General features: G+C 52.3%; 19 protein-coding genes. 7 read left to right on the top strand and 12 right to left on the bottom strand.

The window, feature by feature from the left end; genetic code table 11:
- Window positions 1–13: 13 nt before the first annotated feature.
- The 6 genes from HU175_RS11435 to HU175_RS11410 all read right to left on the bottom strand — a co-directional run bounded on the left by HU175_RS11435 (window position 14) and on the right by HU175_RS11410 (window position 7,161).
- Complete coding sequence (locus HU175_RS11435) at window positions 14–718, bottom strand: DUF4198 domain-containing protein (protein WP_176566723.1); 705 nt, start codon at window positions 716–718, stop codon at window positions 14–16.
- Between the two features lie 447 nt (window positions 719–1,165).
- Complete coding sequence (locus tag HU175_RS11430; RefSeq protein WP_176566722.1) at window positions 1,166–2,848, bottom strand: PepSY-associated TM helix domain-containing protein; 1,683 nt, start codon at window positions 2,846–2,848, stop codon at window positions 1,166–1,168.
- 13 nt (window positions 2,849–2,861) lie between these two features.
- A complete protein-coding gene (locus HU175_RS11425; protein ID WP_176566721.1) occupies window positions 2,862–3,137 on the bottom strand; it encodes a hypothetical protein in 276 nt (91 codons plus the stop codon).
- 2 nt (window positions 3,138–3,139) lie between these two features.
- Window positions 3,140–3,463 (bottom strand): hypothetical protein, encoded by a 324-nt coding sequence (locus HU175_RS11420; protein WP_176566720.1) that lies wholly within the window; start codon window positions 3,461–3,463, stop codon window positions 3,140–3,142.
- 147 nt (window positions 3,464–3,610) lie between these two features.
- Entirely contained in the window at window positions 3,611–4,822 is a 1,212-nt protein-coding gene (locus HU175_RS11415) for a DUF4374 domain-containing protein (protein ID WP_176566719.1), read from the bottom strand.
- Window positions 4,823–4,827: 5 nt separating this feature from the next.
- On the bottom strand, window positions 4,828–7,161 hold the full coding sequence (locus tag HU175_RS11410; protein WP_176566718.1) for a TonB-dependent receptor: 2,334 nt from the start codon (window positions 7,159–7,161) through the stop codon (window positions 4,828–4,830).
- Window positions 7,162–7,571: 410 nt separating this feature from the next.
- On the opposite strand from HU175_RS11410, the gene HU175_RS11405 reads away from it, so the two are divergent.
- Entirely contained in the window at window positions 7,572–9,272 is a 1,701-nt protein-coding gene (locus HU175_RS11405; RefSeq protein ID WP_176569195.1) for a M14 family metallopeptidase, read from the top strand.
- A 1-nt stretch (window position 9,273) separates the two neighbouring features.
- Here HU175_RS11405 and HU175_RS24805 read toward each other — a convergent pair whose 3' ends face one another.
- Both HU175_RS24805 and HU175_RS11395 read right to left on the bottom strand, forming a co-directional pair.
- Window positions 9,274–9,480, bottom strand: coding sequence for a DUF5615 family PIN-like protein (locus HU175_RS24805; protein WP_228724398.1), 207 nt, complete (start codon window positions 9,478–9,480; stop codon window positions 9,274–9,276).
- A 139-nt stretch (window positions 9,481–9,619) separates the two neighbouring features.
- Window positions 9,620–9,865 carry a DUF433 domain-containing protein gene (locus tag HU175_RS11395; RefSeq protein ID WP_176566717.1) on the bottom strand — a complete coding sequence of 82 codons (246 nt, stop codon included), beginning with the start codon at window positions 9,863–9,865 and terminating at the stop codon, window positions 9,620–9,622.
- Window positions 9,866–10,012: 147 nt separating this feature from the next.
- Between HU175_RS11395 and HU175_RS11390 the strand changes: the two genes are divergently transcribed.
- From HU175_RS11390 to HU175_RS11380, 3 genes are all read left to right on the top strand, one after another.
- Window positions 10,013–10,891 carry an SDR family oxidoreductase gene (locus HU175_RS11390; protein WP_176566716.1) on the top strand — a complete coding sequence of 293 codons (879 nt, stop codon included), beginning with the start codon at window positions 10,013–10,015 and terminating at the stop codon, window positions 10,889–10,891.
- A 110-nt stretch (window positions 10,892–11,001) separates the two neighbouring features.
- On the top strand, window positions 11,002–11,928 hold the full coding sequence (locus tag HU175_RS11385; protein WP_176566715.1) for a M20/M25/M40 family metallo-hydrolase: 927 nt from the start codon (window positions 11,002–11,004) through the stop codon (window positions 11,926–11,928).
- Between the two features lie 155 nt (window positions 11,929–12,083).
- Complete coding sequence (locus tag HU175_RS11380) at window positions 12,084–13,007, top strand: aspartate carbamoyltransferase catalytic subunit (protein ID WP_176566714.1); 924 nt, start codon at window positions 12,084–12,086, stop codon at window positions 13,005–13,007.
- Window positions 13,008–13,010: 3 nt separating this feature from the next.
- Here HU175_RS11380 and HU175_RS11375 read toward each other — a convergent pair whose 3' ends face one another.
- Together HU175_RS11375 and HU175_RS11370 are read right to left on the bottom strand one after the other, a co-directional pair.
- A complete protein-coding gene (locus tag HU175_RS11375) occupies window positions 13,011–14,195 on the bottom strand; it encodes a serine hydrolase domain-containing protein (protein ID WP_228724397.1) in 1,185 nt (394 codons plus the stop codon).
- A gap of 17 nt (window positions 14,196–14,212) precedes the next feature.
- Window positions 14,213–15,721, bottom strand: a complete 1,509-nt coding sequence (locus HU175_RS11370) for a M28 family peptidase (protein WP_176566713.1) — start codon at window positions 15,719–15,721, stop codon at window positions 14,213–14,215.
- A gap of 167 nt (window positions 15,722–15,888) precedes the next feature.
- Between HU175_RS11370 and HU175_RS11365 the strand changes: the two genes are divergently transcribed.
- Window positions 15,889–16,617: a DUF1080 domain-containing protein gene (locus tag HU175_RS11365; protein ID WP_176566712.1), complete on the top strand. Its 729-nt coding sequence runs from the start codon at window positions 15,889–15,891 to the stop codon at window positions 16,615–16,617.
- 277 nt (window positions 16,618–16,894) lie between these two features.
- Here the strand turns inward: HU175_RS11365 and bla are convergent, their stop codons facing one another.
- On the bottom strand, window positions 16,895–17,932 hold the full coding sequence (bla, locus tag HU175_RS11360; protein WP_176566711.1) for a class A beta-lactamase: 1,038 nt from the start codon (window positions 17,930–17,932) through the stop codon (window positions 16,895–16,897).
- Window positions 17,933–18,159: 227 nt separating this feature from the next.
- On the opposite strand from bla, the gene HU175_RS11355 reads away from it, so the two are divergent.
- Window positions 18,160–21,282 carry a SusC/RagA family TonB-linked outer membrane protein gene (locus tag HU175_RS11355; RefSeq protein WP_176566710.1) on the top strand — a complete coding sequence of 1,041 codons (3,123 nt, stop codon included), beginning with the start codon at window positions 18,160–18,162 and terminating at the stop codon, window positions 21,280–21,282.
- Window positions 21,283–21,303: 21 nt separating this feature from the next.
- Window positions 21,304–22,728 carry a SusD/RagB family nutrient-binding outer membrane lipoprotein gene (locus HU175_RS11350; protein WP_176566709.1) on the top strand — a complete coding sequence of 475 codons (1,425 nt, stop codon included), beginning with the start codon at window positions 21,304–21,306 and terminating at the stop codon, window positions 22,726–22,728.
- Between the two features lie 86 nt (window positions 22,729–22,814).
- Here HU175_RS11350 and HU175_RS11345 read toward each other — a convergent pair whose 3' ends face one another.
- Window positions 22,815–24,728, bottom strand: a complete 1,914-nt coding sequence (locus tag HU175_RS11345) for a YgiQ family radical SAM protein (RefSeq protein ID WP_176566708.1) — start codon at window positions 24,726–24,728, stop codon at window positions 22,815–22,817.
- Window positions 24,729–24,831: the final 103 nt, after the last annotated feature.

Genomic DNA, 24,831 nt, shown 5'->3' with positions numbered 1-24,831 from the left:
TAACCAAAATAGCCTAACGAACCGTCACTACATACGTAGCGCACCGCCAAACTGACTGGTATGCCTTACCGCCCTGCTCGCCGGTTTCTTTTTCGGTTTTGCTGGCTTCCAGGTAATACGTTCCCGGCCAGAGGGGCGTAAACTCCGCCTGTCCATCGGCATTTGTGGTGATTTCGCGGTTCCAGCCGCTGGGTGAATGAATGGCAACCTGCAATTTTTCCGATAGCTTGGTTTTGAATACTCCGGCCAGTTTGATCGGTTGACCGATTTTGTACGTATTGCCGGGTTGAGTCACCGCTACGTTCAGTTCATTCGGGCTGGCTACAGTAGCCGGTTTCGCCTGGCCTACCGCTACGGCCGCAGTCGCGTTAAACTGGTATTTAGTGGTCCCTCCCAGGTCCTTAGCCGCATGACCAACGGCTAGTGTGTAAACACCGTCCTGCTCCGGCGTAAATTCCGCGGTGTAGTGATCCGCACCGGGCGTAACGGTCAGCTTAGTTTTCTGTTGGTCGGGGCTAATGAGCCAGAGATCGAACGATTTTACGTCCGAATACCAGTCGGCTAGTTTCTCCGGCGTGTCGCCCGGTTCGGAATACACGACACGAACGGTTTGTTTTTTCCCTTTCTGGCCCGTCGAACTGGTTTCAATCCATAGGGCATGACCAAATGCATTGGCTACAAGGCAGATAAATACTAAAGACGTCAGAAATCGTTTCATGGCTGAGATTGGATAAGTATTGAATGATTGGGAGAAAGATTGCGAGGGCACAATTCCTTAAAAACTGTCTGAACACCCCTAAATCCCCTAAAGGGGTTTTTTTTTTGCGCTTGAAAAAGTCCTCTTTTGAGCAGGGTTGTTAAGTGCTGGGTAACCCTGCCCCCCCGCCCCCTGAAGGGGGAGCGCTCCGCAAATGAACCGCTCCCCTTTAGGGGGTTGTTTGGGGAACTGTTTTTTGTCATCCCGACGCAGGAGGGATCTTCGGAAATAGGCGGGTTTGTTTGCTCTTAGCGAAGATCCCTCCTGCGTCGGGATGACAAAAAAGACGATTTTGTGACCCTAAAGATTGCTCCTCAAACAACCTATTAGGGGGTTGGGGGTAGGGCTACCCATCACTTAACAGCTTTGCCCTTTAAGGGATTTAGAGGCTTTTAAGCAATCGCTTCATCAGGCATTGTCGGGCTGCACAACATTCCTGTTTATCTGTACTGCAGCTGGCTGGATACGCTTTTTTTCGTCCATTTTCCATAGAACGAGTCCGCTTATGATCGACAGGCAAAGGAAAAGCACATCGATAAACAGGATGTTATAGGCATTGCGGGCAAAGGTGTTCCAGAACCAGTTACCGCGCATGATCCCATCGGCCAACGGCAGAAGAAAACAGGCTACCGCACTCAAGAACAGCGATTGCCGATTCACAAGGGCCAGATTTCTCCGGGCCAGGAAGTAAAGGCTCAGTGCCAGCCACGGGTAAAAGTACCAGTGATAAATGTCGGACTGGACGGGTTTATTGAGGAACAGCAGGGCCGTCATGCAGAACGCCGTAACGGGCAGCATGCTCAAACTGGAAGAGATGTACACGTTAGCGGTCCAGAAATTGAACTTTCGTTTACGTTCGGGGATGCTTTTATTGTCTCTGGCTACCAGCCAGATCATTACGCCTGAGTTGATGACGATGCAGCCCAGAATACCCAGTACGAAATAGACTACCCGCAACGGCCGGCCACCGAAATCACCAAAATGCAGATGGTAGATAAAACCGCGCACCGTTTGTAGGTATGAAGACGGTGAAAGTGGTGTCTGCTCCGAAACGATTTTCTGGTCGCGTACGCGGTACACGAGTTCCCCCTGCCCATTGAGTTGAGCATCTGTCTGGGGTTTCCCCTGAATGACCACGTGCATGTTGTCGTCGCCGAAATTGCGGATAGCGACCAGGCTAATCTCACTCCGCTGCCATTTCTGTTCGGTTTGGGCGACCAGACTATTCATATCAAATTGGACCGTCAACGCCTTATTGGCATATGCAAACTCCTGCTTTACACCAATACCCAGATCCTTGTAAATTTTCTCGTTATTGCCCTTGTAAAACAGTTTTGTATAGGGAATGATCAGGAAGGAGTTAAAGATCAGGACCACGCCGGTTACGGCAAACACAAGCTGATACGGAAAACCGATCACGCCCAGGGCCGTATGCAGATCGGTCCATACAGTTTTCCGTTTGCTCCACGGTCTGAACGTAAAGAAATTAGATGCAATCTTATCCCAGTGCAGCAGCAGGCCGGTGATGAGCGCAAACAGAAAGATGAAGGAGACAATCCCGGCCAGCAGGTAACCAAAGGGTACACCGATCCGGAAGGGGAAAATCTGGTTTACCTGCGCCAGAAAGTGCAGCCGGTACAAGAACTCGCCGATGGTATAGCTGGACGCGTAGTCCGCTTCCTGCTGCTTGCTGAAATCATACGTAAAGAACGCCGAATCATCATCTCCTCCCCGCCCTCTTCCCCGACCGCGTTTTCCTTCCGGCTTCTTTTTGGGCTTCAGCTTCTGGATGACCGGATCGTGCGAGGCCGTCATGGATACGTACGCCCCCGCCTGATGCCGCTGTATGCTGAAATCGATATCACGTCCTTTCAGTGCATGTTGTTTGGCGAGCGAATCAAGGATGTGATTGAAGTTTTTTTCCACCGCCACTTCACGGCTCAGATACGACTCGTTTTTCTGCCACGCGGCCAGATCGTCTTTGAAGAACGAAAATGAACCAGCGAAGAACATGACATACAGAATCGCACAGATAATGATGCCACTAACGGTATGAGTGTTGAAATAGATATTGTATTTCCTGTTGTCCATGCTAGTAACCGATTCAGATGAAGTAAATGCCCGAACAAACCCCGATCACTGCCACGTAAATAGCCCAGGTCTTCCAGGCTTGCGGAATCAGGAAAGCCACTAACAAAAGGGTCGCCCAGAGCAAGTAGCCCGTAATGAACGAGGTGATCATGACGTATTCTTTCGGAAACACCCGGGTCAGAGCTGCGTGGAAACTTATGGTCACTAGATAGCCGCCCAGCGAGCCCGCTAGTAGTTTAGACAGTTTTATCCAGGGCGATTTGGTCAGGTATTTTTTATTAGCGGGCATAGCTATACGATCATTTCCAGAACCACACAACACACATAGATCGCGGCAACGCCCTGTACACGCAGGTAATTAAACGGCTCGATGATCACCGACAGACAACCAACGGTCATTAGCCCCACAAAAAAGCCAGCGATGCCGCTCGCCAGCCCCCACTGCAGGACAAAGCCCACACAGGTAATTAGTGCTAAAACAGCACCGACTAGGCGAGTCTGTGACTTATTTGCTGACGAGTGAGCCAGCAGTCCACTCACGGGCGGCCGCTTGGGCGCAGTGATTTGCCACAGGTAAAAGGCGACAAACTGAGTAAAGTATAACGTAGTGATCATTAGCGGTTAGGGTGAAGACTATTCAGCGTTTAATAACCTTGTATTCCTGTCATTCCGACGTCAGGAGGAATCTTCGGCAATCGTAGTTTCTTGGTATGCTACCGAAGATTCCTCCTGACGTCGGAATGACAAAGGTTGCTCTAGGGATTAGTTCAGGTGTTGTACGGCAGTTACGGTACCCCCTTCTACTTTTAAGCCCCGGGTAGCCGTCTGCGTGCTGGCATCCACCTTATAGATGTAGCTGGTACCGTCTTTTAAGTTGACTCCGACGTATCCCGTTTTACCGTCTTTAGGCGAATAGTTGTTAGTAGTCAGGTTCGCGATGCTGGCTATATCAGGCATACCCGTAACCGCTTTGTAGGTTTTGTCGACTACGTTCACAATACCTACCCGCTTGCCGGCCGGGAAGCCAGTTGTTTTCTCCGCCTTTGCCGCAGCGTTTACGATGTATGTATTGTTACCTACGTACAACCACGATGTAATGCTCATGCCACTGCTGGCAGCCTCTACGTCGAAGAAATAGCTTTGATCGAATTCGGTCGTTCCCGACTTGATTTTCAGGATAGCCGACGGCTTAGTCGACGAAAGCGTTCCCCCTGTAGTGGCAGCGGCTGGCGAAAATCCGTAAATGTCGCCACTCTCCTGAACGGACAGGCCGTCGGTAAAATACATACCGATGAAGCTGGCCCGCTTATCCGTGATCACCTTGTCCAGCTTCATGTCGGCGTAGTTAAAAATAGCAATGGAAGCCTGGTCGGGATACTTCGTATTGAAGCTCCGATCGTTGATGGTCTGGTAGGGGGCAAACACTTTCGTACCCACCTGTTTCAGCCAGGTGAAGTGAGCCAGTTCGCCCACACCGGTCAAGTCGAGAGTATTGACGGTCCCTTCCGACGTAATGGTCAGGCTGTTGGTATTCACTTTATACCAGCTTGACGTTGGCGCCGTCAGGCTCCGCGAAATTTTCATAAGCAGCAGATCGTCGTTAACCGGCGCGAAAGCCTGCACGGTTTCGGTCTGAAAATTGGTCAGTTTGTTCAGCTTGCCACCTTGCATATTGTAGGCGGTAACGGCTCCGGGATTCCCCTGACCGTAGAGCATACTGAAAAACTTTCCGTTGTGGGTGACGTAGTAGCGGTACGTACCATCCTGCTCCACCCCGTTGCGATTTGTTGACACGGTTCCCGTATCCAGGGCGGGAGCCGTCAGCAGATAATCGGCTACGCCTGTTGAGGCCGCCGGGCTAACCGTTAGTATGTAATTACCGGGATTTTGGGGCGTAGTTTCATTCATATCACTACAGGAAGCCAGTAGCATACCCGCAGCGATGGTTAGCGCAAGCGTCGATTTAAGTTTCATAAACATTATAGGGTAAACGAATTGAAGAAATAGCGTAAATTCATGTAGAAGCCCCGGCCGGGTTTCTGTAAGCTGAAGTTGTCGTACAGGCGGTTGTCGGTGAGATTACGTACCTCCAGTCCGATGTTGTACCGTCCGTTCTTCAGACTGTAGACCGCATTCAGATCGTGACTCAGCTGCATGGGGATGCTAAGCTTGTCGCCCCCCCGGCTGGGCCAGTACAGCCAGAAGGCGTGGACATACAGCAGGTTGTAGCCAACGTTCAGTACGCTTCCCTTTTGGCCGAGATCCCGTAGCGTTATTGAAGCGTCCGCATTACCGAAGAAATACGGAATGTTAGGCATCTGATCCTTGTAGACCGGGCTCAGCACCCGGTTTCCGTTGGTGTCAAACACGTACTGCTGCCGGTTTTCCAGCCGCTGGTACGTGAGCGTTGCGCCCGCCGACAAGAAGCGTTTGTAGGAATAGCGGACTTCCCCTTCGCCACCGAGGGTAAATACGCCGTCGAGATTATCCAGCACCAGCGCCGACTGGTTCTGGTTGAACCGGGAATAGATGTAGTTATCAGAATACCGGTAAATGGCGTTGGCATTGACCAGAAAGCGGTGATCTTCTTTAATCGCGAAACTGGAGTTGAACCCAAGGTTTATGTTCTGACTCTGCTCGGGTTTCAGGGCCAGGTTGCCCTGCACTAATTCTACGTCGCCGAAGAGTTCGTTGGCTTCAGGCAACCGGTTGGCGCGCTCGTAGGAAGCTTTTAGCTGAAAGCCGGGCCGGATGAAGTAGCTGGTCGCTACCCCGAACCCGAGTTTACTGAATGACGTTTGACCAGGCGTATTCTGGTACAGATATTTCCCAAAAATCGAAGTGCTCCATTTGTCTTTCTCGTCGTAGGTATAGCCAAAACCCAGTACATTTTTATTGAGTCGGGGCCGGACGGATCCCTGCGTGAAGCTTTCGTTGAAGGCATCCGTACCTTTTCGATAAAAGGTGCTAAAAACGTTGCTCAGCGCAACAGCTTGCCGATCCGAAAGTCTGTAGTTGGCGGTAGCTGTTGCCAGCCCGTTGTTGTTCCCGTATTCCGACAGACTGCGGCCGCGTCCCTCCCCGTTCGGATTCGGTTTCGAATTGCCGTACCAGTCGAACCGTGCCGACAACGTATCGATGTTGCGCTCCTTGCCCAGGTTATAGTTCGCGTTCAGCGTTACGTCGAGCCCTTTGATCAGGTCTGTTTTGCGGTACTTCAACGTGGGCATGACAATGTTACCCCGTCGGTGCCAGCCACCGAAAACCGCCACCATACGAGCTCCCGTTTGTAGCTCCTTGTAGTTTTTCCCGAGCGTGATGCCCAAAAGCAGTTGGTCGGCGAATCGCTTACCCACCACCCCTGCACTGGCAATTACCGTTTCGTTGTGGTACGTATCGTGAAAGCGCCGGACGACGGCATTGGGCGTGTAGGCACCCGTGTAGATGTCAGCGGCATCGACGGTTACTTTGTAGTTGTTGTCCGAATAGTTCTGAAAGGCATTCAGACGCACCGTAAAGCCGCTCTTGTTCGTAACGGCCGCATTTACGACACTGCGATGCGTATTGAACGAGCCGTAGGAATACGACGCATCTACGTAATTCCGAGACCGATCGCCGGTAACAATGTTGATTGCCCCACCCAATGCGTCCGAACCCAGCCAGATCGGTACAACGCCTTTGTATACTTCAAGCCGTTCGGCGGTGTTGATCGGAATGTTATTGATTTGGAAGGACGAACCGAAGTTGTCCATCGGTACGCCGTCGATGAAGTAGCGGACGCGATTACCGGAAAACCCGTTTAAGGAAAGATTGAAGTTGGAGCCTACGCCCCCCGATTCGCGAACCCGCACACCGGAGACCCGGTCCAGTGCGCTACTGAGGTCCAGCGTAGAATTGTAAAGTTGTTTGGCGTCGATGGCCGTTACGTTGAAGGCCTGCCGGTTCACCTCCTGAACCTCGGTACGTCCAATAACGGCGACGGCGTTCAACTCATTGGTTTCTAGTTTTAGTTCGACGTTCAGCTTTGTCGATCCCCCTTCGTGTAGGTGCACGACCCGGCTTAATTTCTGATAGCCAACAAACGAGAAGACAACCGTATGTCGACCGGCGGGTAGATTGTCCAGTTGATACGTTCCCTTGAGATCGGCAAACGTACCACGATTCGAGTTAGCAAGACGGATTGAGGCTCCTGGCAGTGCTTCACCGTCCTCAGAACGGATGGTTCCTGTTAGACTAGACCCTGTTTGCTGCGCCCAAGTGGCGTAAGTTAAAAGGTATAGAAGTCCTGCATGCAGAATTTTGCTAATTTGCATTTGCTTTATAAATGTTACCCCGTTTTAAAGCACCTGCCTTCTGGGCAGGCTGAGCCGGATGGTTGCCGCCATTCGGCTCTCTTTTTGTGACTGTTTCAATGTAGTCGACTCGCTGAAGCGACAGCGTTAAGCCTTACTACTCACTTGTTTTTTCCTGAACGCTAGTTGCCGCTAACGGACCGATTAAAAACAGGTTAATGCAAATGTAGTGGCTTATTTATACGTAGTCCAAATAAGATAGAACATATCTACAAAAAATACAGACGAACAATAGCATCGTTCAATTTGCTGTCCCACAACGGACCGGCCTTGTGAATTGCTGCCAATATCCTCGTCAGCTTTCCATGAATAAATTTTCTTTTTGTTTTTTTGCGCTGCCCCACGTTCATCTCCCGCATCCAACTACCATCATGACCCGATTCGCTACCCTCCTCTTTTTCGTCTTTCCAACGCTACTATCCGCTCAGACGAGCCGTTACGAACGAACCAATGGACAGGAAACCGCTACGTATGCTGAAATTATTGACTGGTACACCCAGTTAGACAAGCAGTACGATCAGGCAAAATTGATTGAAGTTGGCAAAACGGACATCGGCAAACCACTGCACCTCTTTCTGCTTTCGCCAGACAGGACGTTTACACCCAGCGCGCAGAAAGTGACACTGCTGATCAACAACGGCATTCATCCCGGCGAGCCCGAGGGCATCGACGCCAGTATGCTGTGGGCGCGGGAATTACTGAAAACGAACAAGCTGCCTAAGGACGTTCTACTGGCCATTGTGCCCGTTTACAACGTAGACGGCTGCTTGAATCGCGGGTTGTCACGGATCAATCAGAACGGCCCCGTCGAATACGGTTTTCGGGGCAACTCCCGTAACTACGATCTGAACCGTGATTTTATCAAGACGGATACCGAAAATGCCCGGTCGTGGCAGCGGATGTTCCAGACCTATAAGCCCCACGTCCTGATTGACAACCACACCAGCAACGGAGCCGACTACCAGCACATCCTGACGTACTTCGCGACGCAAAAAGACAAGCTGCATCCGCAGGTATCGGCTTATATGACCCAGACCTTCCAGCCCGAGCTGGATAAGGCCCTGACGACGCGTAGTTTCCAGCCGGTACCGTACGTCAACAACTTTTCGGATACACCCGAGAGTGGTATCGAAGGGTTTAACGATTCGCCCCGCTACAGTTCCGGTTACGCGGCTCAGTTCAACTGCATGGGGTTCGTGGTCGAACTACACATGCTGAAAGATTACCCGTCGCGGGTGAAAGGAACCTACGCGTTCATGGAAGAAGCCCTGCGGCTGGTGCAGCGCGACGCGGCTCAACTGATCGCCAACAAGCAACAGGCCGACAAGGCCGTGAGTCAGCAGATCCGTTTCGCCCTGAGCTATAAAGCCGATCGTTCAAAAGTGGACAGTATCCCTTTTCTGGGCTATAAAGCCGTGTACAAGCCCAGCGACGTGTCGGGTCTGAAACGACTCTCGTACGACCGCTCGGCCCCCTTTACCAAACAGATTGCTTACCGAAATACCTTCACCCCGAACGTAACGGTTGAGAAGCCCAAAGCATACGTCATTCCTCAGGGCTGGACCGAAATTATCGAGCGTCTAAAGCGAAATGGCGTGGCGATGCAAACCCTGCCAAAGGATACGCTAATGACACTGGATACGTATTACATCGACGATCTGAAAACCGGTAACCGGCCTTTCGAAGGGCATTACGTGCACACCGACGTAATGCTGCGTACTGAATCGGCTGTGATTCAGTTGTACAAAGGGGATTACCTGATTTACCCTAATCAGACGAGCAATCGCTACCTGATCGAAACGCTGGAACCGCAGGGTGTTGACTCGTTTTTCGCCTGGAACTTCTTCGACAGTGTTCTAGGGCAAAAAGAACATTTCTCAGCCTACGTATTCGAGGACGTAGCCGCCGATTACCTCAAAAAGCACCCCGAGCTACAACAAAAGTTAACTGAACGAAAAGCAGCTGACAAAGCTTTCGCCGAGAGCGCATCGGCCCAACTGGAGTTTGTGTACCGCAACTCACCGTACTACGAGAAGACGCACAATCGCTATCCGATATATAGGCTGCGGTAGATCAATTCACCGCTTCTAACCTGTCCTTAAAAACGATTACCAGTTTGTATTCTTTACTTAGCGTAAGAATATCTTCCCATACGCTACTAATCAGCGCATGAAAGTCGCGCATAGATACATTACCTATCCGTATATGGATGATTTTAGGTGGGGGTACGCTCAACAGGATACGGTCGGAAAAATCTGAATCTTTTGTTACAATCGTCAAATTTCTGCTTTTAGCATATTACCAAATTGCGTGATCTTCAGCATCGTTCTGTATATCAAGCTGATGAATATACTCACTGGACTTCCAAAGTGAGAAGTAATATGGCAAGTTCACATCAATCAGGAAATAAAGCATTTGCTTAGGCAGCGGCTTTGAATTCCTGAATTACGTAGCGTTTGTCCATTAGCTCAATGGCAAACTGCTGGCAGGCGTCAATGTCTTCTGACTCCAGCATTGGATACTGCTGCAATAATTCTTCGCGTGAAGTGCCCGCAAAAAGAAATTCAAGTACAGTCTGCACGGTAATACGCATCCCCCGGACGATTGGCCGACCGTTACAAATACCTGGATTTATAGCAATTCGGTCGGCAATGTAAGTAGTCATATTCGCTAATTTTAAAGCAATGTAAACAAAAAGTTGCAACCATGCTGGACACTTCGCGGAGCGCCCCCAGTTCCTTATAAGCAAGACGAATCATTAACAACAGTCTATAATTCTGGGTTGGTAAGTATAGTATTAACTCAATTTGTTATGACTCAACTGCAAGACCCACGGCATCAGTACCCGGCACCACCTTATCCCCAGGAAGATCAGGATCATCCTGGTTCCGACGCCAAAATGACTCCCACAGCCGACCACGGCGAGACATCGTATAAAGGAAGCGGCCGGTTGGCCGGTCGTAAAGCGCTCATTACGGGGGGTGATAGCGGTATCGGGCGGGCAGTAGCCATCGCTTTTGCCAAGGAAGGTGCCGATGTTATGATCTCCTACCTGAGCGAGCAGAAAGATGCCAACGAAACAGTGCGTCAGGTGGAAGCTGCCGGTCAGAAAGCAGTGGCCGTCATGGGCGATATTCAGGACGAAGCGCACTGCAAAGAGCTGGTTCAGCAGGCTGTCGATGAGTTTGGTCAACTGGATATCTTAGTCAACAATGCCGCTTTCCAGATGAACCACGATTCGTTCCTCGAACTTCCCTCGGATGAATTCGAGAAAACATACCGGACGAATGTCTTTGCGATGTTTTACCTCTGCAAAGCAGCCGTTCCGGTCATGAAGCCCGGCAGTTCCATCATCAATACGGCCTCCATTCAGGCATACATGCCCGAGCCGTCGATCCTGGCTTACGCAGGTACAAAAGCCGCTATTGTCAATTTTTCCAAAGCGTTGGCTAAAGAAGCCATTGAGCATGGTATTCGGGTTAACGCCGTAGCGCCCGGTCCCGTCTGGACCCCGCTTATTCCGGCGACGATGCCCGAGGATAAGGTGAAAACGTTTGGTGAAGACTCGCTACTGGGTCGGGCTGCCCAACCCGTCGAACTTTCCCCGATTTATGTCTTATTAGCCTCACAGGAAGCTAGTTACATCACGGGCATGGTCTACGGCGCAACAGGCGGTCGCCCGATCGGCTAAGCCGTTCGTACAGGGTAATCTTACTTTCTTAGTCCACTAAAGGAGTTGGTTTTAGAACCAGCTCCTTTACTTTTGTGCGTGTCCAGCCTATTTGCTGCCCTTCGTTTTCTATGCGTATCGTTTTATTGCTTTGCCTGATTACCACTACCCTCTTTGCTCAGGAACCCACTGCCGCCCGAATCAGCAAACACATCGATTACCTGGCTTCCGACAAGATGAAGGGCCGGGGAACGGGCAGTAAGGAGAATGTCAAAGCGGCTCAATACATCGCTAAACAGTTCAAAAAATACGGCCTGACGCCACGCGGCACGGACGGCTACTTCCAGGAATTTACAGCAAAAGTACGTCGGGTTGTTGTACCGGATAGCCTGCGCAAAACGGTTAACGTCATTGGCTTTCTGGATAACGGAGCACCTAACACCATCGTCATCGGCGCCCACTATGATCACCTCGGCATGGGTTTGCAGGGCAGCTCGCTGGATTCGTTACCGCAGGGGAAACTGCATAACGGGGCCGACGATAACGCGTCGGGCGTAGCCGGTATGATGGAACTGGCCCATTACTACGCGAACAATGACGTGAAGGAACCCTACAATTTCCTGTTTATGGGTTTTGGCGCCGAGGAGCTGGGTTTACAGGGGTCCCGCTACTTTCTGAATAATCCCACCCTGCCGCTCTCATCGCTGGACTACATGATCTGCTTCGATATGATTGGCCGGTACAATCCGGATCGGGGCGTGGGCATTGGCGGCTACGGCACCAGCAGCGACTGGCCCGCTATCTTCAAAGGCGTAACGAGCCCGATTAAGTTTTTCACAGATAGACCCGGCAACGGTGGTTCTGACAATGCCGCTTTCTACGCAAAGCAAATCCCCGTATTATTTTTTCATACCGGCGGCCATCCCGATTATCATAAGCCTACCGACGATCCGGACAAGATTGACGCCCGGTCCGAAGAAGCCATTCTGAAGTTAGCCATCACCGTCATTAACAACAGTTTGACTCACGACAAGCTCCCTTTTACTACGGTTAAATAGGTCTGATACTGGTTCACAAATACCAGCGGGACAGACCAAATCGGTCCTATTTTTGACCCTATTATTAGCCATGACTCATCGGAACAAATCGGCAAAGTCTGCGCCGGTAACGACCGGAACGCTATCTTTGTCCAGTTTATCCTGCTACTGCTGCCATGGCCCAATCACTTAGCGTCCGCCACCTGGTGGGCATCAAAGACCTGACCGAGTCTGATATTCAATTGATTCTGGATACGGCCAGTCAGTTTAAGGAAGTCATTAACCGGCCCATCAAGAAAGTACCTTCGTTACGTGATGTAACAATCGCCAACGTTTTTTTCGAAAACTCAACCCGTACCCGGCTATCGTTCGAGCTGGCTGAGAAGCGTCTTTCGGCCGACGTAGTGAATTTTTCGGCATCGGGAAGCTCGGTTAAGAAAGGAGAAACGCTGCTGGATACGGTTAACAATATCCTGGCGATGAAGGTGGATATGGTCGTGATGCGGCACAGCAGCCCCGGCGCACCTCATTACCTGACCAAACACATTAAAGCCAACGTCGTCAATGCGGGCGACGGTACGCACGAGCACCCGACTCAGGCGCTGCTCGACTCCTTTTCCATCCGCGAAAAACTCGGCGAGCTGGCCGGGAAGCGTATCGCCATCATCGGCGACATTACCCACTCGCGGGTAGCTCTGTCCAACATTTTCTGTTTGCAGAAACAGGGCGCCGAAGTTATGGTTTGTGGGCCCAAAACGCTTATTCCAAAGCACATGGAAGCGCTGGGCGTCCGGGTAAGTCACGACGTGCGGGCCGCACTGGAATGGTGCGACGTTGCTAACGTACTGCGTATTCAACTGGAGCGGCAGCAGATCAAATATTTTCCTTCACTACGGGAGTACTCGCTGTATTACGGTATCTCGAAACAGATGCTGGACGAACTGGACCGGCCCATCATACTGATGCACCCCGGCCCGATCAACCGGGGTGTCGAACTTACCTCCGATGCTGCCGACTCGCCCCACAGCATCATTCTTGATCAGGTCGAAAACGGTGTCGCCGTTCGCATGGCAGTATTGTATCTGCTGGCGCAATTGTAGAGCTTATGGTTTGACGGCCGCCAGCACCCGCTTGATCAGTTCGTTCGGGTTGCCATCGTGCCACCGCCACACAATCACGATGTCGTGTTCGGGGTCAACCCAGATCGTGTTCTGGCCGGCCCCGAGCGCAGCGTAACTCGTGATCGGTGCGTCGGGCCAGGGCTTTTTGCCGTCCTTATCGGGAACGTTCAGCCACCACAGATAGCCGTACGACGGGCCAACCGGTCCGCGCGTGGTAGCTTCTTTCACCCAGTTCGACGATACGATCTGTTTATCTTTCCAGCGCCCCTGTTTCAGGAACAAATACCCAAACCGGGCTTCGTCACGAGCACTAATCCAGAGTCCACCGCCCCACCGCGTTCCTCCGCTAACCGAAGGCATCTGCTTGCCATCAACCGTGGCTACGGCGTTAGGATAGGTAACGTATTTCCAGGTGTTCGATGCACCAATGGGATTCATGATCTCATCACGTACTACGTCAGGAATGGGCTTTTTCCAGAGTCGTAATAAGGACAGCGCCATCCGGTTAATCCGTACGTCATTGTATTCGTAATACGTACCGGGTTGCTGTAGCTGACGGGGTTTACGTTCCCCCCGACCAAACGCTTCTTTGCCGACAAAATCACTATTTTTCCCCCATAGGCTTCCCTCCCATTCGCTGGTCTGGCGGGCGTGGTGTTCCCAAGTAATCGACTTATTCTGCGCTGAATCGTAACCGCCGTCCTGGATTAGTTTGGCTACCGGGTCATGAACATCAGGAATAATCCCCCGGTCGATGGTGATACCTAACACAGTCGATAGTACACTTTTTGCTACGCTGTACGTTGGGTCAACCGCCTTCGTGTCGCCCCACTCGGCAACGATGTAGCCATGACGCAGCACGATTCCGTTAGTAGCTGCCCGGCTGGTAGGCATAGGTCCTAGTAGCTTACCAAATATCTCCTCCTGGCTCGAAAAGTCAGGGGCCATCTGTTTCGTCTCCTGAGTTTTGGCGAAGGCCACCGCCTGATCGAGCAGTCCCGCGTCCATACCTACTTTGGCTGGCGCGACATGCGCCCACTCGTCGCCCTTCGGCGGAAAATACGCAGCCGACGTACTGACTGGCCGTTGACAGGCCGACAGTCCCATCACCGCAACTAGCACACAACTAGCAAAATACGCTTTTAACTCGATCTTTCGCTCTTTCATTCTTTCGCTCTTTAAACTCATCGTTCCAGTTTAAATCCAGGGTCCACCTTCACCCGATTAGGTCGGTTTGCGACGTCCCAGCCGGTCAAATACATCCAGCGGGTCATGTTGGTCAATTTTGGTACGTCGATCCGCTCAGGTTCGTCTTTGGGGGTATGGTAGTCCGGATGTAACAGCGACGTAAAGCAGATCGCTGGAATATTTAGCCGGGCGTAGGGCAGGTGATCACTGCGGAAGTACCAGCCTTCGGGGTGGTCGGCCCGGTCCCAAAGGGTATCGAGCTTGAATTTGGTCAGCGACTGGTTGGCCGTCAGGGCGCTGTTCACCAGCTCGGTCGAGTTGCGGTGGGGTGGTATTGACCCCAGCAGGGCCGCGCTGTCAGGCGCATTACGTCCCATCATCTCGCCGTTCAGCACAGCAACAATCGATTCGCGGGGAACGGTGGGATTAGCCGCGTAATAACGCGACCCCAGCAACCCTCGCTCTTCGGCGCCATGAAAAACGATCAGCGCCGACCGTTTAGCGGGCTTCTGCGCAAACGCCCGGCCAATGGCCAGTGCTGCCGCGCAACCTGTCGCATTATCATCGGCCCCGTTCCAGATCGAATCACCCGCTACAGCCATGCGTACACCGTCGTGATCCTGGTGCGTACTGAACAGGACGTATTCATTTTTTAACTTAGGGTCCGTGCCGGGTACTTTTGCCACGATGTTCACTGACGGGTAGTTGAAGCTTTCCACGTTCACGACGTTGGTAAACTGCTGCCCCGGTTCTTTGATCCAGGATAGAGCGCTGTTCGGCAGCCAGACGGTCGGGGCCTGCGAGAAAACCCGGGTGTTTGGTCCGCCCGGCAGGTCATAACGCCCCCGTTCCAGACCGGTTGTCCAGCGTTCAAAATAAGACTGGGCTTCTGCGTTCGAAATGTAGATAACAGCCAGCGCCCCCGCTTTGATCAACTCAGCCGACCGACGGTTCATGGTTCCGAACAGGAACCGGCGGTAGCTTAACTCGGCCGGTGGATTTCCTGAAAACTCCAGCGCCACGGCCTTACCTTTAATATCGACCCTGGCCAGTTCTTCGGGCGTTCCTTTGCCAACATAGACCAGGGGCGCATCGACCGAAGCAATGGCCGGCGCCAGAATAAACGCATCCCGACCGTGAGTAAGTTGATGCGAGCCGATGTTCAGCCGACTGGTTTCCGTAATACGCGTCCGCTGGATATGAAAGAACTGGAAAAACGTCCCATCGTCGCCCGCCGGTTCGAGGCCCATCGCCCGCAGTTGCTCGGCAATCCAGACCGACGCCTTCAGTTCATCGAGTGACCCGGCTTCGCGGCCCCGGAAATGGTCACCTGCTAAAGCAAACAGGTCGCGTTTTACCTCGCTCTCCTTGATCGTTTCCAGCGCATTCGGCTGATTTTTAGCTGATTTCGACTGGCAGAATCCGGCTTGCCCAGCCAATAAACTCAGTGAAACCAGGCTAATTGTTCGGAGCCGTCCGGCCCACGCGTGTAGACGTTTAGTCATTAACATGCTTTTCAAATGTCAGATAGTTGGGAATTGACAAAGCTAAAGATGAAACATGAACGAAATGCGATAGTTGGCTAGTAAAGAGTACCTTGCTTTCTCTTTATTCCATAGAATATCACTTGTTTCATTTTTGTACCCGTTGCCGCTCCGGCTTTCTCCTACTTATGACCCGCAACTTACTCGCACTCAGCGCGCTTTTTCTCTCTATTTGCATTACTGTCTATGCCCAGCCAATGAACACCCTCTCTGCTCAGGAGAAAAAGGAAGGCTGGAAATTGCTGTTTAACGGCCAGAACCTGACCGGCTGGCACAAATACAACGGAAAAGGAACGCCCGCATCCTGGAAAGTAGAACAAGGGACGCTACACCTGGATGTTCCTACAGAAACGGGGAACACGCCCCGTGACGCTGGCGATCTGGTAACCAACGCCAGCGTGTCCGGTGATTTCGAGTTCAAGGCAGAATTCAAACTCAAGAAGTACACGAACAGCGGCTTCTTTTTCTTCGTACAGGAAGAGCCGAAATACAAGAAAATATTCGACTCATCCCTGGAGGTGCAGGTGGGCGATGACGTGCTGTACGGCAAAACTGTTCCGCACCCGCACTATTCTGGCGACCTGTTCGGCATTGCCGACGTACGGATTCAGGAAACTAAGCCACTGGGAAGCTGGAACCAACTGCACGTCACCATGAAAAATAATGTTCTACGGGTTGTGCTGAACGGGTACACGGTACAGGAACACAACCTGAACAGCGCCGACTGGAAGCAGCGCGTAGACGCCAAAAAACAGAAAGACATCCCGTTCGCGAAAGGTAAATTCAGCGGCAAAATTGGCCTGCAAGACTGGAACACGGGTGTCTGGTTCCGGAACATTAAGCTGAAAACTACCTAAAAAACCTACTGAGTAGGCGACTATATGTCGTGCGGTATAATCCCTAAGAGCTTTTTCAGGCACAATTTTGGGGTCTCAAAATCGCCTTTTTTGTCATCCCGACGCAGCCGGGCGCCCGGCTGCGTCGGGATGACAAAAAAGGCGATTCCCCAAACTAACCTCTAAAGGGCAGTCGGCCGCTACCGGGCTAATCGATTCACGATCAAGCTATAATCTCCTTTAGGGGTTGGAGCAATGCCGTAGAGTCTTTGCATAAGTACTTTGTTATCACTCCGTCTTACTTCGCCGGTTGAAACAGGAAGTAGTCATAGACCGCCCGGGAAAGGTGGGCAATCGTCTGGTCGCGTTCGGCGGTTTGCTGGGTCGACGGACCAATGAAGACTGCAATCGCTACGTGGCCGGCGTTGTCCGGCAGGGTAATGTAGCCAACGTCATCTGTAGCTGTAGCGCCTAGCGAACCGGTTTTATGCGCTACGTCCGTACCCGGCGGCAGGAACCCTTTTATCCGGGCATTCCCTGTCTGACAGCGCCCCATTACGTCGAGCAGTACCTGCCGGCTTTCGGGTTTGAGCGCTTTGCCCTGGTAAATTTTGGTCAGCAAATCGACCATGGCTGCCGGGGTGGACGTATCACGGGGATCAACGGCAAAGGTTTCGAGTGCCTTTTTGCGGCCTTCTGGCGTGCGATTCAGCTTTTCGTAAAAACCAGCGGTCCATTGGTCAGCCGGGGGTAACGTAACGCCCTGCAGATCGGCAAGCAACTGAATGATACTTCGATCGACAGACATGCCCGCTACGTTCAGCGTTTTCAGACGGTTCATCACCGCTTCCGGGCCACCCGCCAGACCGAGTAAAATATCCGTCGCCGAATTATCACTGATTACAATCATTAGCTCCAGCAGATTCTGCACCGATAGCTGAACCCCCGGATGAATAAACAGCGAGGTTAACGTGCCGCTACCCGGATGCAGATCGGTTGGCTTTACGTCGACCATCGTTGATAATGCTAATTCCCCCTGCTCAATCTTTGTCAGCAACTGAACGGCGATGGCGATCTTAATGGTACTGGCCATGGGAAATTTCACCTGGGGATTCAGACTGATTTGCCGCCCCGATTCCAGATGAATCGCCTGTACCCCAACCTGCCCTCCGCCCTGCCGGGCAATCCGTTCCAGCTCGTGCGCCATCCGCTGCGTGACAACATCGCCGACGACATCGGTCGACTTAGCCGTCTGTGCCCAGCCGGGTGAACTCATCAGCAACATTCCGGACAGCAGCCAGCCGGATAACCCATTAGTATATACTCTTTTTTTCATCAATTGAAGAAGACAGTAACAAACAGCTTTTTACCGCTTACTACCTATAACTCAGTTACTCTATCGAATAAACATCAAATAGAATACCGGTATCGTCAGGTAGGCGAACAGCGAAGCACCAACAAAATAATCTTCGCTTATGCGCAAAATTTGCAAAACTTTCCATAAACTCTAATTTTGCCGGACTAATTACCTTTTAATTTCTGTTTACTCAGTTCATTTCATCTATGAGAGATTTGTTACGAATCTGGTTGGGAGTAGTCTTCTTTCTTTGTTCGTCGTTGACGATGGCCCAGCAGACCGAAGTCAGCGGCCGGGTCACGGCCGACGGAGATGCCTCGCCCCTGCCGGGCGTAAACGTAGCGGTTAAAGGTACCTCAACGGGTACCCAAACTGATTCAGATGGCCTGTATCGCCTGCGGGTAACTTCAGCCAATGCCGTGCTGGTCTTTAGCTCCATCGGTTACGAGTCGCAGGAACATACGGTCGGTAATCGCAACAACGTTAATGTCGTTCTTAAGGAGGACAACAAACAACTTAACGAGGTTGTCGTGACGGCCCTGGGTATTGGCCGCCAGAAAAAAGACCTGGGCTACGCTACCCAAAATGTTGATGCGGCCCAGATTGTCCAGAACCGCCAGACGAACGTCGTTAATGCGCTACAGGGCAAAGTAGCCGGCGTTACGATCAGCAGTACGGGGGGCGCGCCGGGGCAGGGTGCCCGCATCCTGATCCGAGGCATCAACTCGCTCGACGTAAGCCGGGACAACCAGCCCCTGTTCGTGATCGACGGGATTCTACTCGACAACAGTACATCAACCCAGGGGTCAGGCGCCGAACTCCGGGGCGCGTCGAACCGGGCGGCCGACATCAACCCCGACGACATTGAGACCATCAATATTCTGAAGGGCGGAGCGGCTACGGCACTTTACGGACTTCGCGGGGCCAACGGCGTCGTCGTAATCACGACCAAATCCGGGAAAGCCGGCACGTTACGGACAAATTTCAGCAGCACCTTCGGCGTTGAAAACGTGAACAAGTACCCCGAAGTACAGGACAAATACACCATCGGGTACTCGGGCGTGTACAACCCGCAGGATTTCTTCCCGTCCTGGGGGCCTACGGTAGAAGAAGCGATCAAGCTTGACCCTACGCATCCGCAGAAATTGTATAACCACTTCCGGGATGCCTACCAGACTGGAAAACAGTACCAGAACAACCTGTCGTTTACGGGCGGCACCGATAAGATTACGTTTCTAACGTCCATTGGCCACCTGCGCCACGAGGGGGTTATTCCCTTTACGAATTTCAATAAGCTGTCGGTACGACTGAATACCAACGTAAAGATCAGTCCTAAGTTTTCGGTCAACTCAACCCTGAACTACATCAACTCGGGTGGCGATCGCTACAACGCCGACCGGTTCAACGAGAGCCTGAGCTATTGGTCGCCCCGCTACGACGTAACGGATTTCCGGAAAGCCGACGGTACGCAGAACACCTACGGCAACGGCAACCCGCTCTACGGAGCCTATACCAACAAACTACGGGATAATGTCAACCGGTTGGTGGGTGGCCTGAACTTCTCCTACGCGCCCCTGAAATGGTTATCGTTCAACTACCGGGCCGGCCTGGATACCTATACCGATGGACGGGTACGAACAGCACCGGGACCAACGGGTCTGGCTGGGGAACGCGTTTTTGAAGACAATGGCCTTGGTTTTGTCTATCAATACAACAGCAACTTCCGGGCGATTACGTCAACATTTACGGCTAGTGCCAATACCAAAATTGGGCAGAACCTGAACACCACCGTTCGGCTGGGTCACGACCTCTACGACCGGAGCATCCGGAGCTTCGGCGCCGAAGGAAACGAACTGACGGTCTATAATTATTTCGATCTGCGTAACGCGAAAACAATTACGGCGACGCAGGGGGGCGAAGATTACCACCTGATGGGAATCTTCGGTGAGCTGACCCTGGACTACAAGGATTTCCTGTTCCTGACCCTGACGGGCCGGAACGACATTACGTCGTCGTTACGCGCACCGAATAACTCATTCTTCTACCCCTCGGCCAGCCTGTCCTACATCTTCTCGCAGCAGTTCAAACTGCCGGAAGTGATCAGCCTGGGTAAGCTGCGGGCCTCGTACGCCCAGATTGGGAAGGATGCCTCTCCTTACTCAACCGTTACGGGGTATTCGTCGTACACCAACCTGCCGTCGGGCCTGACTGGTTTCACGCGGGGATCGCTGCTGGGCGATCCAAGCCTGCGTCCTGAGTTTACGGACACCTTTGAAGCCGGCGTTGAAATGGGTTTTCTCAACAACCGCCTGGGACTGGACCTGACGTATTACAACTCGCTTAGCCGCGACCAGATTATTTCGGTAGACGTATCGTCGGCAACCGGCTACGTACGGGCCGCCATCAATTCGGGGTCGATGCGGAACCGGGGGATCGAACTGATTCTTCGCGCCACGCCGGTCAAGACGAATAAGTTTAGCTGGGATATGAATCTGAACTTCTCGGCTAACCGGAACAAGATCCTGAGCCTGCGCGATGGCCTGACCGAAGTCAACTACGCGTCGCAGTTTGGTTATTCGAGTTCAACGGTTACGATGCGTCTGGTTCCCGGCTACGCTTATGGTAACTTGTATGGTCGCAGCTACCAGCGGTATTACGAAAACGCGGCTGATGCCAACGTCTCGCCCGTGCTGGACCGCGACCGGCCGATCGTGATTGGTGCCAATGGTTTCCCCGTGATCAACACAACGCAGAAAATCCTGGGCAACTCGCAACCCAAATGGATTGGCGGTTTTAACAACACGCTACGTTACGGTAACTTCACCCTGACCGCTCTCTTCGACGCCCGCGTGGGTCAGGACCGGTACAATCAGCTGAGCAATTTCTTCTCGGCTTTCGGGATTGCCAAGTACACCGAAGACCGCAACGACACGAAAGTTTTTGAGGGCGTACTGGCCAACGGCACGCCCAACACTAAAGCCGTCTGGCTGGGTCAGGGCAAAGGCCCGGATGGCGTGGATTACACTAATGGTTTCTACCGGAACGTTCACCGGGGGGTATCCGAAAACTTCATCGAAGACGCATCCTGGGTGCGGTTACGGTCGGCAGGTCTGACCTACTCATTGCCGGTTTCGCTATTCCAGAAAACGTCGGTGTTCAAAAGTGCGTCGGTCAGCGTAACGGGCAACAACCTGGCTTTATGGACGAAATATACGGGCTACGATCCGGAGACCAGCTCGACGAACAGCGGCAGTAACATTGATGGCTTTACGGGCTTCACGTACCCGGCCGTACGCAGTTTCCTGTTCACCCTGAACCTGGGTTTTTAACAGCCTCTTATTCCAAACACTATGAAATTTCACAAACGATATACCCTTTTCGCCCTGACCGCACTGCTTCTTGGCGGAGCAAGCAGCTGCAAGGAAGACTATTTCGAACTCAATACCAACCCAAACCTGATTGCCAATCCCCCGTTGGCCTCATTGCTTTCGACAACGACCCAGAAAACGGCGTACAGCGCCCAGCGGGTTGCCAACACTACCTCGTACTTTGTTCAGTATCTGGCAAGTCCGGGTACGGCCGGTTCAACGGATACGTACCAGATTACGGATTATACCGGCACCTGGGACTACATCTATTTTGCCCTGGCCGATCTGTATGACATGAAACGGATGGCGCAGGCGCAGGGCGCATCGGAATACGTTGGCGCAGCCGACGTAATGATTGCCTACCACCTAAACCTGCTGGCCAACACGTTCGGTGCGGCCCCGTTCTCCAACGCGTTCGACGGTTCGACGCTCACGCCAACCTACGATTCGGAAGAAACGCTGTACACTACGGCACTCAACCTGCTGAACGAGGGAATGACGGAACTGGCGAAGACCGACTCTAGACTGAAACTGGTGGCGGCCAATGACTTGATCCATAAAGGCAGTACGGCGGCCTGGATCAAAACGGCCAACGCCCTGAAAGCCCGGATGCTGAATAAGGTGTCGAAAAAGAGTTCGTATAGCCCGGCGGCCGTTCTTGACGCGGTATCAAAATCGTACACCGCCAATACGGACGACGCCCAGATGTCATCGTTCCTGCTGCGGAATCCCTGGGCGCAGGTCGCCCGGAACAACGCGGCTTTAGTACTCGACGGCTGGCTGTCGTCGCAGTTCGTCAATCAGTTAAACGGCACGACCTACGGCGTTACAGACCCCCGGATTGAGAAAATCACGGACAAAACTGTGACTGGTACGTACGTCGGTACCCGGAACGGACAGGGTAACGTGGGGGGCAACAATACGGTTAAAGATGAAGTGTACATTTCATTGAACTCGCCCCTAACGGGCGATTCGTCTCCCCTGCTGATCGTTACGTATGCCGAGATGAAATTTGTGGAAGCCGAAGCGGCTTTCCGCGCGGGCGATCAGGCACGAGCGTACACGGCTTACCTGGCCGGTATCCGGGCCAACATGGACAAGCTGGGCGTTGCCGCGGCAGCCCGTGATGCGTACCTGGCGAATCCGGTCGTAGCCGTCGGTGCTTCAGCGCTCACGCTGGACCTGATTTTCAAGGAAAAGTACGTCGTTACGTACCTGAATCCGGAGGCCTGGAACGACGCCCGTCGGTATGATTACAAATACAAAGGGTTTACACTCCCCCTCAATGCAGCGCTATCCACGTTCATTCGTCGGGTGGGTTATCCGAACGGCGAAACCTCGAAAAATGGCGCTAACGTGCCCACTGAGGTTCCTTTATCTACTCCGCTTTGGTGGGACAAGCCGTAAACTGATTCAGTATAAAAAAGCGGTGGGCGTCTATCTGGATAGACGCCCACCGCTTTTTTATACCGAGTTAAAATGGCTACAAACGCCTACCGTTTCTTGCGGCCTGGCGTTTTGTACGTCACATATTTTGATCGGGGCTTACTGCCGCCACTGCTTTCTTTTTTGGGACCACTCAGCAGCCTGTCGGCCAGGTCGGGGCGTTTGAGTTTATTCAACCGGTTCCGTATCCAATCCTTATTCTCGGGCTTGTACCAGAAGAAGTAGCGATTTTGTGCTTGTTTCTCCTCGCGCGTTTTCGCCGTTTTGACGGGTTTCAGCGTGTACGGATGAACGCCTGAGTAGTAAATCACCTCGGCCACCGTCATCGGCGTGGGCGTAAAATCCTGAACCTGCTCCAGTTGGAAGCCCAGGTCTTTGGTTTCGGCCGCCAGGTTCGCCATATCCTGTTCTTCACAGCCGGGATGCGACGAAATGAAGTAGGGAATCAGCGGTTGGTTCAAGTCGTGCTTCTCCTGGATCTTGTCGTATTTTCTCTTAAACTGCTTAAAGTATTTGAACGACGGCTTCCGCATCACCCGCAACGTATCATCGGCGGTATGCTCTGGCGCCACTTTCAGGCGACCCGATACGTGGCGCGTAACGAGTTGTTCCATGTATTCGTCGTGGTTGCCGTCTTCATTGTTCTTATTGAAGTCATCAACCAACAAATCGTACCGAACACCCGAACCCACAAAGGCTTTCTTGATGTCCGGGTTGGCATCCACTTTCTGATAGAGCTTCGTCAACGGTTTGTGCGACGTATCGAGGTTCGAGCAAATGACCGGGTGAATACAGCTCGGACTCTGGCAGCGGGCGCAGATCGATTCGTCCTTGCCCTTCATCTTGTACATATTAGCCGACGGTCCGCCCAGATCAGACAGATACCCTTTGAACTCGGGGTGTTTTGTAAGCTCGTCGACTTCTTTCAAAATCGACTCTTCGCTTCGGGACGCGATGAACTTACCCTGATGGGCCGAAATGGTGCAGAAGCTACAACCACCAAAACAACCCCGGTGCATGTTGACCGAGAACTTGATCATTTCGTAGGCTGGAATCGGCCCTCGCTTCTTGTATTTCGGGTGCGGCAGGCGGGTATAGGGCAGGTCAAATGACTTATCGATCTCGGCTTCTTCCATCGTTTTGAACGGTGGATTAATCACCAAAACCTGATCGCCAACCTTCTGAGTAATCCGGTTGGCCTGCCACTTATTCGACTCTACTTCGACTACTTTGAAGTTGGCCGCGTATTTGATTTTATCGTCCAGACACTCTTCGTGACTAGACAGTTCAACCGTATTCCAGTCGTTGTAATCGCGCAGATCACCCGTGTTTGTATCGTGCAGAAACGACACCTGATTGATGTTACGCATCGACGAGAACGGAACGTCCTTCTTCGCTAGTTTCAGAATTTCGCGCAGCGGCTGTTCACCCATGCCGTACACCAGCATATCGGCCTCCGAATCGACCAGAATGCTGGGCATCAGTCGGTCCTGCCAATAGTCGTAGTGGGTAACCCGACGTAGTGACGCTTCGATTCCACCAAGCAGGACGGGTACGTCGGGGTAGATTGATTTCAGAATTTTCGTGTACACAATGGTCGCGTAGTCGGGCCGGAAACCCGCTTCGCCACCGGGTGTATACGAGTCATTGGAGCGCAGGCGTTTGTTGGCCGTGTAGTGGTTGACCATCGAGTCCATACACCCCGCCGTTACGCCAAAGAAGTATTTTGGTTTCCCGAACTTTTTGAAGTCGCGCAGATCGTCCTTCCAGTTGGGCTGAGCAATAACGGCGACCCGGAAGCCTTCGCTTTCCATAATCCGACCGATTACCGCAGTTCCAAAGGCAGGGTGATCGACATACGCATCGCCCGACACCAGCACAATATCCACCTCATCCCAGCCTCTCTTTTCGACTTCTTTCATCGTGAGCGGCAACCAGTCTGTCAGGGGTCTTTCAATCATGTGTTCGTGATAATTACTACCTGAAAAACAGTGAATCGGCGAAATAATTCAATGACGGACCATGAATTTATTGATCCGGTAGTTTGTAGTAGTTGCCATCATC

Origin of the sequence: Spirosoma sp. KUDC1026 (genome assembly GCF_013375035.1) — a bacterium.
GTDB lineage: Bacteria > Bacteroidota > Bacteroidia > Cytophagales > Spirosomataceae > Spirosoma.
The sequence above is the reverse complement of the archived record's forward strand: the minus strand, read 5'-3'. Positions and strand labels throughout refer to the sequence as shown.